The sequence below is a fragment of the Shewanella japonica genome, from assembly GCF_002075795.1.
GTDB lineage: Bacteria > Pseudomonadota > Gammaproteobacteria > Enterobacterales > Shewanellaceae > Shewanella > Shewanella japonica.
On the sequence record NZ_CP020472.1, the window covers coordinates 2641872 to 2658841 of the forward strand.

The window sequence follows — 16970 nt, forward strand, 5'->3', positions numbered from 1 at the left end:
CTAGCAGCTAATGGGCGAAAGTCAGGGGCAAAGTCAAATCCTAAATTAGCCACTATGATTTATCGCTCTGATTGACGCTGATCATCAATATCAACATCTGTAGGGATAACAAACTCAAACAACCCCTTTTCTTCTGTTGATACATTAGTCTGCTCGCTTAAAGCAAATTGACTATGATTACCTTGCTGATCAAGTAAGCTAAAATCACTAATGCCTGAATCGTTAAAGCACACAGTGACAGTCACAACAGACGTATCCAATGATTTAGGCTTAATTAAATAACACGCTTTACCAGACTCTGGTTGCACTTGGCTAACATGGTATTGTTGCCAGGTACTCTCATCTCGATGTACCAATAATGCGATTGGCGATGCTTCAACTGCATCAGCAAAATCCATTACCGTCACCTCTTCTGCAAACGGGTTATATATCCATAAATCAGAGCCATCAGCGACGATTAATGACTCATCAGGTTCAGTCAAATGCCAAAAGAATTTATTGGGGTATGCTAATGCAAAGATGCCACTACCACTTTGAATAACTTTGTCGTTAATATCTGTGACTTCTTGTGTAAAATTCGCTTTTAATGAATCAAGTTGTTCCAATTTGCTACGCAATGCTTGTGAATCATCTGCCATCACGTTAGCAGATAGCAACAAGGCTACCATTGAAATTACACCAACACTTTTTGTCATATTGTTTCCTACTACTTGTTTGAGGTGCAGAACGCTTATTACACACTACCTCATATCTGAGGTGCCATTGCCAATTAGGTTAATGTTAGCCTCTAGGCGGTGGTGGCGCTAATACTTCACGATTTCCGTTATGACCTTGTGTACTGACAATCCCCTGCGCTTCCATCATCTCGATGATTCTAGCTGCTCGGTTATATCCAATTTTAAATTTACGTTGCACACTGGATATTGAGCCACGACGCGTTTCAGTAACAAATGCCACCGCCTCGTCATAAAGTTGATCGGTATCGTCATCAGTCTCAGCTGTTTCACCTGGCAGTAATACTTGTTCACCTTCGCTTACGCCATTTAGAATTTCATCAACATATTGTGGTTTACCTCGAGCATGCCAATCAGCAACCACTTTGTGCACTTCGTGATCGTCAATAAACGCGCCGTGAACACGAATAGGAACGCTTGTCCCTGGTGGCAAGTAAAGCATGTCACCCATGCCAAGTAAGGTTTCTGCGCCTTGTTGATCTAAAATGGTTCGAGAGTCAATTCTTGAAGAAACTTGGAAAGCTATCCGTGTTGGAACGTTGGCTTTAATCAAACCAGTAATCACATCCACAGAAGGTCTTTGGGTTGCTAGTATCAAATGGATACCCGCAGCTCGCGCTTTTTGGGCAATACGAGCAATCAACTCTTCTACCTTTTTACCAACAATCATAATCATGTCGGCAAACTCATCAACCACAACGACTATTGAAGGTAATTTATCTAATTCAGGCGCTTGTTCATCCATGCTTTCCGATGATTTCCACAACGGGTCAACGATCGGAGTGCCAGCTTCTTTAGCCAGTTTAATCTTAGTGTTGTAGCCTTTAAGGTTACGTACACCCAGCGCCGACATTAACTTATAACGGCGTTCCATTTCCCCAACACACCAACGCAGCGCATTGGCTGCTTCTTTCATGTCGGTGACAACTTCACAAAGTAAGTGCGGAATGCCTTCATAAACCGACAGTTCCAACATTTTTGGGTCAATCATGATAAAGCGAACATCATCAGGACCAGATTTATAAAGGATACTGGTGATCATGACGTTCACACCGACAGACTTACCCGAGCCTGTAGTACCCGCCACTAATAAATGCGGCATTTTACCTAAGTCAACAACAACAGGGTCGCCCGCGATGTCTTCACCCAGCACCATAGATAAGTTCGACTGGCTTTCATCAAAGGTTTTACTGTCAAGCACATCTCGCATAAAGACCGTTTCACGGAATTTGTTAGGTAACTCTAAGCCAACATAGGCTTTTCCTGGAATGACCTCTACAACACGAACACTTTCAGCAAGTAAAGAGCGCGCTAAATCCTTAGAAAGGTTTGTAATTTTCGAGGCTTTAACACCTGGTGCAAGTTCAAGTTCAAACCTTGTCACAACCGGTCCTGGAAATACGCCGACCACGTTTGCGACAATGTTAAAATCAGCTAATTTAGTTTCAACAAGCCTTGCAACTATATCTAGCTCATCTTTAGTTATTGGGTTTTCTTTACGATCAGGTACATCTAATAAACTGATACTCGGTAATGGCGGCATTGCCACTCTTGGCTGACTCGTGACCACTTGTGGCTCTTGACCAGGAATAACAATGATACCTTCGGCAACATACGGTTTTTCAGCTGCACTTGCTTGAACGGGTGCGCTTTCAGTAGAAGCCACAGAATCTGATACCGAGTCTGATTGCTGGTTTTTAACCGCAGCAGCCATAACCGTTGCACCAATAGACGTCGTACGTTCAAACTCATCGCCAAATTCAGCAACACTGTTTTGTTGGTTCTGTTGAGTAAGATCAACCGCTGGTGCATCACCTGTTGCAGCCCACGCTGGCGTGTCATCAGCTACAATAGCGTCATTTGTGTTTAATTGAGGTTCGACTCTGCCCTGCTCATTTATATTTGCCTGAGCATGCTCTGAGTCATTCAAATATTCGTCATCCAAAGCATCATTTACTTGTTGACGACGTGGTGAAAGTTTAGATTTTAAACGCGAGAAAACCGAAGGTTTATCTTCGCTATTATCTTCATCAACGTAAACGGAATCATGGTTTGATTCTTCGTTGTCGGCGGTAAACTGAGGTTCTAGTTTTCCGCCATATTCACGTGTCGTTGCAGGGTTAATTTGATTGTCGCCCTGACTTTCGTCATGTTGTGGTGCACTGAATTCCGTATTAACGTCAGCAATTACATTGGCATTGTCATTGTCATTGTCATTGTCATTGTCACGACCTTGTTTGAATTTATCGACAACAGACAAGAAGCCTCGCGTATCTTCTGTTTCTGTATTTCCAGAAAAGTAGGTAGGCAAACTAATAATTTTTTTGACACACCATATCGTACCGTAACCTGTGCCTTCAATGACCGTGAGCCAGCTAATACCTGTCGCTAATGTAAAGCCTGCACCAATAAAGCAAAGCAACAAGAGTGTCGTGCCAAGATTGTTAAAGTAAGGCAGCATAGCTTGGCCAATGACATCTCCCGCAACACCACCTGCTGAAAAAACATAAATATCATCAGCATTCATACTCGCTAACGCAGCTAAGGCTAATACCATAAGCATGAACCCAATGATTCTTAATCCAACCGAAAAGTAGTCAATTTCAAACAATTTATGAGTTCGGTTAAATATGAACCAACCTGTTGCCGCAATAATGATGGGAATAAGGTAAGCAATAAAGCCGAAGAAGTAGAACAAGACATCTGCAGTCCACGCGCCCACAGCACCAGTTAAATTACTGATTTCCCCTTGATAATGGGATTGGCTCCAGCCTGGATCATTCGGGTCAAAGCTACTTAGAGCTAAAAGGATATATGTTGCTGTCATGCAACAAATGATTAGGCCACCTTCAAGAAGACGCTGTAGGCCACTAAGTGTTTGAAGACTATTTCCCTGAGACAAACGAAAACACCTGAATATGAATTAAATAAGAATGATAACAATAACAGAATATCATTGACGTTGCAGTGATTATGCAATGCTTGAAAGCCAAGCTCAACCTAATGTTTTCATATAGATGCCTGCATAACCAATATTTAATTAACAAAGCGATTTTGGAGTAAAAAGTAAGCAATTTAGGCGGTAAAAAAGCCAAGAAGTGGGATTTTAGATAAAAAAATAAAGGGCAACGCCCTTTATTTTATTTGGTCAGAAAGTTTAGTAGCTATCTGCTAATAAATTTAATGCGACTTTATTAGTTTGTTTGACTTCTTCCATGACCACGTAAGTACGAGTATCAGAAACTGATGGCAACTTAAGTAGTGTCTCACCTAATAAACGACGATATGCCGACATGTCAGATACTCGAGTCTTCAATAAATAATCAAAGTCACCAGAAACTAGATGACACTCTTGAATATCATCTAACAACTGAACAGCTTTGTTGAAGCGCTCAAAAATATCGGGCGTATCTCGTGTTAACGTGATTTCCACAAAGACAAGTAAAGATGCACCAAGATAATGCGGGTTAACTAATGCTGTATAGCCATTAATGTAACCTTGTTTCTCAAGACGCTTAACTCGCTCTAAACAAGGAGTCGGACTTAACCCAACTCGCTTGGATAACTCCACGTTTGATATGCGACCATCAACTTGAAGTTCATTGAGGATATTACGGTCAATCCGATCTAAATCTTTTACAGAATTTTTTTTATTATTTGCCATATTATTAACCTTGCTTTAGCACAAAAACAACATATTCATCTTTTAATGTGTAAAGTTTAGCAGCATAAACTGCGTCTAGGGCACTATACTAGACTTCCCTGAAATAAGCACGTTCAGGCGACCGAATATAATAACAATTGAGATGTCGACACCGACAAATTTAAATAGAGGCACAAAATGATTATTGGTATCCCTACTGAAATCAAAAACCACGAGTACCGTGTAGGTATGGTTCCTTCAAGCGTTCGTGAATTAACGATTAAAGGCCATGATGTATTCGTTCAATCTAATGCCGGTATGGGCATTGGCTTTACCAACCAAGATTATATTGACGCTGGTGCTTCTATCTTAGAAACAGCTGCTGAAGTCTTTGCTCAGTCAGACATGATTGTCAAAGTAAAAGAGCCGCAAGCTGTTGAACGCGCTATGCTTCGTGAAGATCAAATCCTATTTACTTACTTGCATTTAGCTCCGGATATGCCACAAACAGAAGACTTAATTAAGAGTAAGTCTGTCTGTATCGCATATGAAACCGTCACTGATGATCGTGGCGGCTTACCGTTACTTGCTCCAATGTCAGAAGTTGCTGGACGTATGTCGATTCAAGCTGGTGCACGCGCACTTGAAAAGTCTTTAGGTGGTCGCGGTATGTTACTTGGTGGTGTTCCAGGTGTTGAGCCAGCTAAAGTCGTGATAATTGGCGGCGGTATGGTTGGCACTAATGCTGCGCAAATGGCTGTTGGTATGGGCGCAGACGTTGTTGTGCTTGATAGAAGTATCGATGCCTTACGTCGTTTAAACGTTCAGTTTGGCTCTTCAGTTAAAGCGATTTACTCAACAGCTGATGCAATTGAACGTCATGTTCTAGAAGCGGATCTTGTTATTGGTGGTGTCCTAGTTCCTGGCGCTGCAGCCCCTAAATTAGTGACTCGCGACATGATTTCACGCATGAAAACAGGTAGTGCGATTGTCGATGTAGCTATTGACCAAGGTGGTTGTGTTGAAACGTCGTACGCAACAACTCACCAAGAGCCAACTTACATTGTTGATGATGTTGTTCATTACTGTGTTGCCAACATGCCTGGTGCCGTTGCACGTACATCAACTTTCGCACTCAATAACGCTACACTGCCTTATATCATTAAGTTAGCGAACTTAGGTTACAAAGCAGCGTTATTAGACGACAAGCATTTATTAAATGGCTTAAACGTTATTCATGGCAAGCTTGTCTGCAAAGAAGTTGCAGAAGCATTAGAACTTGAATTTACTGAGCCTAAAAGCATGCTGGCGTAAACAATATCAGCTTGATTTAGTTGATTAAATCATATTTAAAAGCCGCTGATTAAGCGGCTTTATTTATTTCCTCACCGGTTATACCCAAGCTAAACACGTCTTACTTTTTAATCCCAAATGCATAAACTTCTCAATTTTCAAACACGTTAAATGCCGTTGAAAAGCGCGTTTAATGCACTCCACGTACACACAAAAAACGGCTATAAAACGCAATATAAAATGCATCAATTTGTATCAATCGTTTGTTTTACACTCAGCTAACACGTGTTAACCTTTTCATTAGCTGTTGCTTAAGTAAATAATTTGATAATTCTGCTCTTGACAGCATTTTTAGTGTTTTTTGATTAAGCGTTTAAAGGATACCCTATAAGTCAATGCTGGTAAGGGTTTCAAAAAATACAACAAATAAAACACGCCAAATCATCACGTTAATCACCCTAATAGTGTTTTCTACTGAGTTAGTTTTTTTGAACAGTATTTTAAACTGTTGGAAAAATGACTGATTTTAACTACAATTTGGACTCATTTTTACCATTTCAGTGATTAAGTTATGTGGCTACAAAAGCAAGTACAACTCGCATCAAAAACACGTGGATTTCATATCGTCACAGACGAAATCCTCAATCAAATACCCGAACTTAATCAGCTGAAAGTTGGTTTAATGCATGTCTTTTTACAACACACTTCCGCTTCCATCACTATCAATGAAAATGCAGATCCAAGTGTAAGGCAAGATTTTGAATCTTACTTCAACCGTGTCGCTGCAGAAAATGAACCTTATTATATTCATACCTATGAAGGCAGTGACGACATGCCCGCTCATTTAAAATCTAGCTTATTAGGTTGCCAAGTAACGATACCGATTAAAAATGGCCAACTTGAGCTAGGCACCTGGCAAGGAATATATCTTGGAGAACACCGTAACCATGGCGGACGTCGGCGTTTACTGGTTACAATAAATGGTGAGTCAGATGTCTTATAGTAATCGAAAGCGGTGTTATATTGATTTTATAAGCCGACATTTCACGGTTAAATAACATCAAGTATTAAGGGTTATCTAAGCTTAGTTTATTTCAGTATTTATTTAGTTAGCTTAAGAGCAAAATTGTTTTTCAACTAATGCCAAAAACTCCTGTTGCGGCATTGGTTTATAAAAAAAGTAACCTTGAATATCGTCGACTTTTTGCGTTTTAACGAAATCTAACTGAGTTTGTGTTTCAACGCCTTCAGCTGTAACAGTTAACTCTAAAGCATTACTCATACTCGCAATGGCTTCTACTAATGCTTTATGCCGTGCACCCTGTTCAATTTTTTGGATAAACGCTTTATCAATTTTTATCTGATCGACTGGGAAGTTGGCAAGATAAGATAACGATGAGTAACCAGTGCCGAAGTCATCGACCGAGATTTTAATTCCCCACTCTCTTAATCGTATGAGTAAGTTTTCAATATTTTGATGCTGGTCCATCATTAGCGACTCGGTAATTTCCAAGGTTAATAACTCAAACGGAAATGCGGTCTTGCATGATTGTTCACTGCAGGATTTAATTGAATCAATAAATTGATGTTGTAACTCATCATTTAAGAATTCACAGGTCGATACATTTACCGACAGTGCAATAGGTGTATTTTGTTCAACGAATTGATTAATCAGCTTGATGGCTTTTTCTCTAACCCACTTTCCAATTGGTACGATTAAACCCGAATGCTCAGCTATAGGAATAAACTCCTCAGGTGACACAAACTCTCCGTGAAGCTTCCAGCGCAATAGAATCTCAGCCTTAGCAATATGAGTATTTTGAGTCGACACTATTGGCTGAAAGTACAATTCAAAGCCTTGATCATTTAATGCCTTAGTCATCTCCATTTGCAAATAAGCGGTACGTTCAGCATTTTGCTGCATTGTCTTATTAAAAAACTGATAACCGTTACGACCGGTTAACTTAACGTCATACATCGCTTGGCTAGCACAATTGACCAAAGATTCAACAATGGTAGAGTCTTCAGGGTAACGAGAAATACCAATACTAATAGAGGGGTGAACTTGTTGATTATCAATATTAATTTTATCAGTCACCACTTGGTTGATATCTTTGGCAATGCTGATTAAATCTGAGGTAGAGATTTTGCCAGGAATGAATAAACCAAATTCATCACCCGCGATTCTAGCTAATAAGCCATTTGAAGGAGCAACATTGGCTAAACGGTTTGATACTCCTTTTAACAATACATCGCCATTTTCATGTCCCAAACTATCGTTAATCTGTTTGAAGTTATCAATATCCATCAACAGAACACTACAAGCCGCCCCTTTTTGATGGGTACGCTCTATTTGCCAAACATAGTCATAGATTTTATCTAAGAAACAACGACGATTAGCTAAACTCGTTAATGCATCGTTATTTGCTTGAAAATGAATCAAACGATTAGCATTTTTGTGCTCGCTGATATCAGTAATAAGCCAAGAAAAACAATTCTGTTCACCATGATAATCCCTGAAAGTGGTGACCGTAACATCAGCATCAAAAGTTTGCCCATTTCGCTTATAAGCAAGTAACTCACCTTGCCAAGTATTGCCACGATGAATGTTCTTCAGCATTGACTCCAGTACTACCGGATCGGATTGCTCAAAAAAAACATTAGGATCGAAACATTGCTTGTCAGCAGTAAAATCTCTTGTGATGGTTTTGAACATAGGGTTAACGGACAAAATTGAATGTTCATCATTGGTGATAATCAAGCCCATTGGCAGTTTATTAAATATACGGCTTGTTAATCGTTGTAAATGCAGCCCCTGACTACGCTCTATGGCAAGGCTGCCAAGCTTTGCCGCTTCTTGGATTAACTCAAGATCAACGCCAGCAGGAGATTTAATCGTATCGTAATACATAGCAAAAGTACCAAGTACATTGCCATGGGTATCGATAATAGGCTCTGACCAACACGCTTTTAACCCAGCTTTAAGCGGTAGATCTTTATAGGCGGCCCAATTGGGGTGATTTGCAATATCTTCAACAATGACACGTTTTTTTGTTGCTGCAGCGGCGCCGCATGAACCAACATCAATACCGATTTCAACACCATGAATTGCTTGATTATATTCTTCAGGTAAACTTGGAGCAGCACCAGTCAGTAATCTTTTTTTATCATTGCTTAGCAATAATACTGAGGCTTTAGTACCGATTTTTTGCGTTTCTATGGAAAGCACTAATGAATGGAGGATTTCTCTGAGTGGTGACCCATCTAAAACCATAGAAAGTATCGTACTATAACGCACGATACTTGATGAACGATGACTTAGTACGGCATGTTCTTCAATATTTATTGGTTGATATTGGGCACTTTCCATAGAGCTCCTTAGCATTACAGCTAGCCTACAATGCTAGTTTTTATTTTTGATTTACTCTTGAGATTATTCATAAAAACAAAGAAGATCAACCAAAGTATTACTAAAATTTAACATCTCCATCTGGGACAAACACCTAGCTAGTATGATTATCTTACAAAAATATGCTTTGGTATATTTTGTTCTTAGAACAACAAAAAAAGCAGTAATGTCTGCTGACATGACTGCTTTCATAACTTGTTTTAAATTAAAACAACTGAGTTTACGCTTCGCTAACGCGTTCCATTCTCGCTAAGTAAAAACCATCAAACCCGTGCTCTGAAACTAAAATCTCTTCATCATCGATAAAGCTAAAATGCGGGTTAGCGGCTAAAAATGCATCGACTTGATTACGATTTTCATCAGGCATAATTGAGCAAGTTGCATAAACCAATATACCGCCAACTTTCACCATTCTGCTGTAGCTTTGCAAAATATCTTTCTGTAACTCCATTAGAATAGGTAAACGTTCAGGCGTATCTCGCCATTTTGCATCTGGATTACGTTTTAATACACCTAAACCAGAGCATGGTACGTCTAACAGTACGCGATCAGCCGTTAATTTTAGGCGTTTAATTGTTTTACTGCTGGCAATAATTCGAGTTTCAACATTGTGAGCACCAGCTCTTCTAGCACGTGCTTTTAAATTGTCGAGTTTCCATTGTTCAACGTCCATTGCTAGCAAACGGCCTTTGCCTTGCATTTGCGCTGCAATATGTAAGGTTTTACCACCAGCGCCAGCGCAAGCATCTACAACACGCATCCCCGGTTTAGCGTCGACTGCTGCTGCAACTAATTGAGAACCTGCATCTTGTTGCTCAAAAAAGCCTTCTTTGAACGCTGCCGTTTTAAATAATGCTGAATCAGATCGCACTTCTAATGCACTCTCAACACCTTCGACTTCGTTGGTTGCTACCAGCTCTTTTGTTAAACGTTGCTTTAACTCTTCTCGACTCGCTTTTAAACTATTCGCGCGAATATAACGTTTTGGAGGCATTGCTAATGCAGCACGCTCAGCTGGCCATTTTTCGCCAAGTTGCGCAGCGCCAATGTCATCTAACCATTCAGGACAACCATCCCACAGTGCTGGTTTAGTTTTCGCTTCAGCGAGTTTCTGCGCAAAATCATCTTGATCAACGGGTAAAGCATATTCCATTTTCGGTAGATCTAATTCATGAAACAAATGCCAGCCATTTAATAATTTCGAGCCCATACGTTCGATATCGGAAGCTTGTATATCTACAAGTTCACAATATAAGTTTAGTCGACGCAGGATATCGCCCGTTACCGTTGTAATTCGCGCAAGCTCTGCTGGCGGTAATTGACGGCCTGAGAAATTGTGAGAGTATGCTCTATCTAATGGTTTACCATCAGTTAACACCATGGTTAGCACATCTATTACCAGCTCAGAAGAACTGCCAGAAAGTGGAAAAGTCAGCATTGAAAATCTCACAGAATTATGGAAAAGAAATTTATATAGGAAAAGCGGATGGATCATAGGAGCTATCAAGCTGTAGCGCAAGTATTGATTATGATTTATCAGGTTTTAAGCCGAATTAACAAGGCCTAAGTAGAAAACTAAAAAGCAGCCATAAGGCTGCTTGTTAGTTACGACATAATTATCTAACTGAATTATGACATCTGAGAGCCTTTAGCACCGTAAAATACGATAAAAGCATAACAAACTACAGGCAATATAAATGCTGGTTGAATGCCCATTGAATCAGCCATGACACCTTGCAATAAAGGAATGATTGCACCACCAACAATAGCTAAACACAATATACCACTGCCTTGTGACGTGTGCGGCCCTAAATCTCTTAGTGCTAAACTGAAAATGGTCGGGAACATAATTGAGTTAAATAACCCCACGGCTAAAATGGCATACATGGCAACTTCACCGCTGGTATACATTGCCACTAACACCAATATTGCGGCAACCAAACCATTAAAGGCTAATACTTTACCTGCAGCAATTTTTTGCATTACAGCTGAACCGATAAAGCGCCCTACCATAGCTCCGCCCCAATAATAGGTAATGTATTTAGCAGCATCAGCTTCTTGTAAGCCAACAATGTGCTCTTCACCTAAAAAGTTAACTAAAAAGCTACCAATAGAGACTTCAGCACCAACATAAACAAAAATACCCACTGCACCTAATACTAGATGTAAGCTTTGTACCGCACTGGTTTTGCCTTTATAGCTCACTTCACCTGTGGTTTCTTGTTCTACGTGCTCTTCAATAACGGGTAAAGACAGTTTGGCAAAAATAATTGCTAAAATGGCTAGAGTGGCCGAAAGAAACAGATACGGCATTTTAACGACTTCAGCTTCGGCTTGAGCATGACTCATTTCCCCAACCGCCCCTGTAGCGACCGATAAAATCAAGATAGCGCCAAAGTATGGCGCAACTGTCGTGCCTAGCGCATTGAAAGCTTGGGTTAAATTAAGACGGCTAGAAGCTGTTTCTTCGCTCCCAAGTGCATTTACATAAGGATTAGCAGCAACTTGTAGAATAGTAATCCCTGATGCTAATACAAAAAGTGCCCCTAAAAACAAACCATAAACGGCTAAATCAGCTGCAGGGTAAAACAACGCACAACCGAAGCTTGCAATAACTAATCCTGTAACAATACCGCGCTGGTAGCCAAGTTTTTTGACTAACTTACCCGCAGGTAAAGACACTAAAAAGTAAGCACCAAAAAAACAGAATTGAATCAGCATAGCTTCGGTATAGCTTAATGAAAATACAGCCTTTAAGTGCGGGATTAAAATGTCGTTAAGACACGTTATAAACCCCCACATGAAAAAGAGTGAGGTCAGCGAAACCAATGCAAACCGGTATTTTCCATCACCTGAATGGCTAACGGTCGTATTAGAACTAGAGATAGTAGAGGCCATATTCTTGTTACTCTTGTTATTGTGTAAGACGGTTTTTAATTGAATATATGAACAGCGATCGTAAGATCGCTATTTAAGATTTAATCAATCACAGCGAAGAAACAGTTAAATGCATCGAGAGAAACACTATTGTTTTTATCTACAACTGCACTCGCCAAACCATGGTCAGTAATGACTTGTTTAATTGTAAAGTTCGAAACATCAAACTCGTGAGCTTTATTTGCCAGGTTAAATACCACTAACAAGGTTTGTGTTTCGAAATGACGTGTGAAAGCAAGAATAGGTTCACTGCTATCAATAAACTTAATATCACCTGCAATTAATGCGGGGAAATCTTTGCGCCAGGCTAAGAAATGACGATATGCGTGTAAAGTTGAATTGCTATTTTGCTCCTGAACATCGACAGCTAACTGTTTGTGGGCATCAGGTATGGGTAACCACGTTTGCTTACTTTGACTGAACCCAGCTTGCAAATGGGCATTATCCCAAGGCATAGGCGTGCGACAACCATCTCGACCTTTAAACATTGGCCAGAATGTAATACCGAACGGGTCTTGTAATTGCTCATATTCAATAGGCGCTTCAGTTAAGCCCAGTTCTTCACCTTGATAGCTGCACACACTGCCGCGAAGCGAAAACAACAAGCCATTTAGCATTTTGACTAAGTCAGGGTTCGCTTCACCTTTGCCCCATCGTGTCGCAACACGTTGAACGTCATGATTACCAATAGCCCAACAAGGCCACCCATTTCCAATACTGGCTTCTAATTCTTCAACAGTTTGACGTATATAAGCAGCACTAAAATCATTGGTGAGTAATTCAAAGCTATATGCCATGTGTAAACGATCGTCACCTTGAGTATATTCTGCCATCGTCGCTAGCGAATCTTCAGATGAGACTTCACCTAAGGTCACTGCACCAGGGTACTTGTTGATCAATGCACGTAAGTCTTCGATAAAACCAACCGTTTGTGGGCGAGTGTTATTATAATAATGGTACTGATACGCGTAAGGGTTATCTTCGCTGAAGCCTCGGCCTTGGCGTTGATCTTTAGGTTTTGCCGGGTTATCTCGAAGTTGTTCATCATGGTAACAGAAGGTAATGGCATCTAAACGGAAACCATCGACACCTTTTTTAAGCCAAAACTCCACATTATCTAGAACCGCTTTTCTCACTTCTGGGTTATGAAAGTTAAGATCTGGCTGACTTTTAAGAAAGTTATGCAAATAATACTGCTGACGACGTGGTTCCCACTCCCAAGCACAACCACCAAAAATAGCTAGCCAGTTATTAGGTGCCGTTCCATCCTCTTGTGGATCTGCCCAAACATACCAATCCGATTTATCATTATCACGGCTTAATTTACTTTGCTTAAACCACGCATGTTCATCTGAGGTATGACTCAATACTTGATCAATAACCACTTTAATATTTAACTTGTGCGCTTTGGCGATTAACTCATCAAAGTCATTCATGGTGCCAAACATAGGATCAACATCTAGATAATCACTAATGTCGTAACCAAAGTCTTTCATTGGAGACTTAAAAAAAGGAGATATCCATATCGCATCAACATTTAAGCTAGCAATGTAATCAAGTTTCGCAATAATTCCCTGTAAATCGCCTACTCCGTCGCCATTGGAATCCATTAAGCTTCGTGGATACACCTGGTATATCACTCCACCGCGCCACCATGATAACTGACTCATTGCACACCCTCTGTAATAAGAGAATTAACTATTAAACAACTTAGACATAGTTAACTCTTTGTTGCGACCCAGTAACGAGCCGTCATTATTTTTTAATTGACTCGAGGATACGTGAATATGGAAATCAGGTTCAATAGAGCTGCATACGTATGCAAAGAATTAATACAAATTTTAAAAATACAAAACCACAAGTTAAGTGCTACAATTCAACAACTTAATTAATCAACAACAAGACTTTTGAATGTTAATTAAAAGTAAAAAAACGGCCTTTTTTAGCCTGCATAACCTTTGAATACGTATGCATAACGTTGTCGTAGAAAGAATGCTAGGAGTAGTATCTTCACTGTTCCGCAACAAAACGGACATATACCTCAGCGCTTATGCAGTCATTTAAGCAAGCTGAAGGAAATACTATAAAGACTGTAAATATAAATAATAGAAATCTAGCAGCTCAACCTTACACATTAATTAAGGGCTGCTGGCCATTCAGAAGGGGAAAGATGGATGTCGCTATTTAAACCAAGCTTACTAACGTTAGCAATGGTTGCTGCCAGTACAAGTATGTACGGTTACGCAGCTGAAGCAGAAGAAGGCACAACTGCAGATGAATCAATTGAGGTGTTAAAAGTCACCGGTATTCGTCGAAGCTTACAAGAATCTCAATCATTAAAAATGTCTTCTTCATCAATTGTTGAAGCGATTTCAGCTGAAGATATCGGTAAATTACCTGATGTCAGTATTGCAGAATCACTTGCACGTCTGCCTGGTGTATCAGCACAGCGTCTTGATGGCCGTGCTAACGTTATCTCTATTCGTGGTATGGGCCCTGACTTCACAACTGCAACATTAAATGGCCGTGAACAGGCTTCTGTTAACGACAACCGTGGTGTTGAATTCGACCAATACCCTTCTGAATTATTAAATCGTGTTGTGGTTTATAAAACGCCAGATGCATCAGTAATGGCTCAGGCTATCGGTGGTACAGTCGATATGCAAACCATTAGTCCGCTAGCACACGGCGAGCAAACATTCGCAATTGGTTTACGTGGCGAAATGAACGATCTTGGCGCATTAAATAGCGGCTCAGATGACACTGGTTACCGTGGCAGCATTTCATACATTGACCAATTTGCAGATGATACTATCGGTATAGCATTAGGTTACGCTCGTATGGTGTCACCTAACCAAGAAGAACGCTGGCAGGCTTGGGGTTACCCTGAAAATGATGCTGGTGATAGTGTGTTAGGTGGTGCTAAGCCATTTGTTCGTTCATCAGAGCTTGAGCGTGATGGTGTTCTAGCGGTATTCGAATATGCTCCAAATGATTTTTACCACACAACGGTTGATCTTTATTACTCAAAATTTACTGATGATCAGCGATTACGTGGTATTGAGATCCCAGCAGCATGGGGCGCTAATGGCGGTGTTGAAGCCACTAATACTGAAGATGGTTTGGTAACTGAAGGCATCATTCGTGGCGCTGAAGTTGTTGTTCGTAATGACGTCAATAAGCGTGATGCTGAATCTTTATCTGTAGGGTGGAATAATAAATTCTTCCTAAATGATAACTGGTCTGTTGAAGCTGATGTTGCTTTGTCAAAAGCAGAACGTACTGATATCGGTATGGAAAGCTACAGTGGTACAGGTCGTGGTACTGGTGTTGGTGCTGTTGATGATTTAGGCTTCGCCTACAATGGCAGTGGTGGTTATAACTTCACTCACAATTTAGATTACTCAGATCCAAACGTTATCAAACTAGGTGATCCACTTGGTTGGGGTAGCCCGTTAGGCGCAAACACTCAAGACGGCTTTATTAACAAACCAGAGATTGAAGATGAATTAAAATCTTTCCGTTTGAGTGCTGAATATGTATTTGATGATGGTGCATTCCGTAGTATTGAATTTGGTGTAAACCGTACAGACCGTGACAAAACCAAGTTAGACAAAGGTTACTACTTAACCTTAAAAGGTTATGACGGTACAGACCCAAACTATGTAATGACAGTACCTGATCAGTATTTACTGAGCCCTACTTCTCTTGATTTCTTCGGTATGGGCGACGTATTAAGCTATGATTCTCTAGCTTTTTATAACGACGGTAATTACACAGAAACTGATGTAGCAAATGTTGACTTATCTCGTGCCACAAACTCTTGGGGCGTTTACGAAGAGATTTCTACTGCTTACATTATGGCTAATATTGAAAGCGAGTTATTTGACCTACCACTAACAGGTAACTTTGGTATCCAAGCTGTACATACAGATCAAACTTCAGACGGTACTGTTGCAACAGTTGAAAACGGTGAAGTAGTTGTTACTCCACGTACGGCTGGTGACGATTATTTAGAATGGTTACCAAGCGTCAACTTAGGTTTAGAAGTTGCTGAAGGACAAATGCTTCGTTTTGCAGCTGCACGTACATTAACTCGTGCACGTATGGACAAAATGAATGCAAACGTTAACTTTAGCTACAATGAAAACCCTAATGACGGAGTAAACTGGTCTGGTGGTGCAGGTAATCCTGAGCTTCGTCCATGGTTAGCTCGTCAATACGATTTGAGTTATGAAAACTACTTCAGTGATCAAGGTTACTTTGCCATAGCAGTATTCTATAAAGATTTAGAAAACTATGTCTATGACCAACAGTCAGCATTTGATTTCAGTACTATCTTGCCGCAAAACCCAGGCGATAACCCTATTGGCATCGTAACTCAGCCACAAAATGGTGACGGTGGTTATGTACAAGGTATCGAGGCTTCTTTCTCACTAGATTTTGGCTTCTTTGCTGATGCATTAACAGGTTTTGGTACTGTTATGAGTGGTTCTTATAACGACAGTGAAGTAAAAGAAACACCAGACAGCGATCCTACTACTTTACCAGGTCTTTCTGAGAAAACATTTAATGCGACTGTGTACTACGAAAACTCTGGATTTGAAGCACGTGTTAGCTCACGCTACCGTAGTGACTTCTTAGGTGAAGTCACCGCAATTAGTTTAACGCGTCAAAACGTGAACATCAAAGCTGAAACTGTGGTTGACGCTCAAGTGGGTTATGACTTCTCTGAAAGCGGTATTGATGCCCTTTATGGTTTATCTGTACTTTTCCAAGTGAATAACTTAACCAATGAGCCATTCACATCTTATACAGGTGAAGATGCACGTCATGTTCGTGATTATCAAAATTACGGTCGTAACTACATGTTAGGCGCTAACTATAAGTTCTAATTAAGACGCTTTTGTCTCGTTAGTAACATTGAAAGAGCCTCTGTAACCTGTTACAGGGG

10 protein-coding genes are annotated in these 16970 nt (G+C 40.3%); 3 read left to right on the forward strand and 7 right to left on the reverse strand.

The window, feature by feature from the left end:
• Nucleotides 1–59 precede the first annotated feature (59 nt).
• The 3 genes from lolA to lrp form a co-directional block, all read right to left on the reverse strand.
• Nucleotides 60–695, reverse strand: coding sequence for an outer membrane lipoprotein periplasmic chaperone LolA (lolA, locus tag SJ2017_RS11255; RefSeq protein WP_065107998.1), 636 nt, complete (start codon nucleotides 693–695; stop codon nucleotides 60–62).
• A gap of 85 nt (nucleotides 696–780) precedes the next feature.
• A complete protein-coding gene (locus SJ2017_RS11260) occupies nucleotides 781–3636 on the reverse strand; it encodes a DNA translocase FtsK (RefSeq protein ID WP_080915820.1) in 2856 nt (951 codons plus the stop codon).
• Nucleotides 3637–3891: 255 nt separating this feature from the next.
• Complete coding sequence (gene lrp / locus SJ2017_RS11265) at nucleotides 3892–4398, reverse strand: leucine-responsive transcriptional regulator Lrp (RefSeq protein WP_055026025.1); 507 nt, start codon at nucleotides 4396–4398, stop codon at nucleotides 3892–3894.
• 177 nt (nucleotides 4399–4575) lie between these two features.
• Between lrp and ald the strand changes: the two genes are divergently transcribed.
• Both ald and SJ2017_RS11275 read left to right on the forward strand, forming a co-directional pair.
• Complete coding sequence (ald, locus tag SJ2017_RS11270) at nucleotides 4576–5691, forward strand: alanine dehydrogenase (protein WP_055026024.1); 1116 nt, start codon at nucleotides 4576–4578, stop codon at nucleotides 5689–5691.
• A 550-nt stretch (nucleotides 5692–6241) separates the two neighbouring features.
• Nucleotides 6242–6673, forward strand: coding sequence for a secondary thiamine-phosphate synthase enzyme YjbQ (locus SJ2017_RS11275; RefSeq protein WP_055026023.1), 432 nt, complete (start codon nucleotides 6242–6244; stop codon nucleotides 6671–6673).
• A gap of 111 nt (nucleotides 6674–6784) precedes the next feature.
• Here the strand turns inward: SJ2017_RS11275 and SJ2017_RS11280 are convergent, their stop codons facing one another.
• The 4 genes from SJ2017_RS11280 to SJ2017_RS11295 form a co-directional block, all read right to left on the reverse strand.
• The gene (locus SJ2017_RS11280; RefSeq protein WP_080915821.1) at nucleotides 6785–9040 is read right to left on the reverse strand and encodes an EAL domain-containing protein; all 2256 of its coding nucleotides are present in this window, start codon (nucleotides 9038–9040) and stop codon (nucleotides 6785–6787) included.
• A 259-nt stretch (nucleotides 9041–9299) separates the two neighbouring features.
• Complete coding sequence (locus tag SJ2017_RS11285) at nucleotides 9300–10517, reverse strand: RsmB/NOP family class I SAM-dependent RNA methyltransferase (RefSeq protein WP_055026021.1); 1218 nt, start codon at nucleotides 10515–10517, stop codon at nucleotides 9300–9302.
• A gap of 191 nt (nucleotides 10518–10708) precedes the next feature.
• Nucleotides 10709–11977: a sugar MFS transporter gene (locus tag SJ2017_RS11290; protein WP_080915822.1), complete on the reverse strand. Its 1269-nt coding sequence runs from the start codon at nucleotides 11975–11977 to the stop codon at nucleotides 10709–10711.
• An 80-nt stretch (nucleotides 11978–12057) separates the two neighbouring features.
• The gene (locus tag SJ2017_RS11295) at nucleotides 12058–13686 is read right to left on the reverse strand and encodes an alpha-glucosidase family protein (RefSeq protein WP_080915823.1); all 1629 of its coding nucleotides are present in this window, start codon (nucleotides 13684–13686) and stop codon (nucleotides 12058–12060) included.
• A gap of 504 nt (nucleotides 13687–14190) precedes the next feature.
• Here SJ2017_RS11295 and SJ2017_RS11300 point away from each other — a divergent pair.
• Nucleotides 14191–16911 (forward strand): TonB-dependent receptor, encoded by a 2721-nt coding sequence (locus tag SJ2017_RS11300; RefSeq protein WP_055026018.1) that lies wholly within the window; start codon nucleotides 14191–14193, stop codon nucleotides 16909–16911.
• Nucleotides 16912–16970 lie beyond the last annotated feature (59 nt).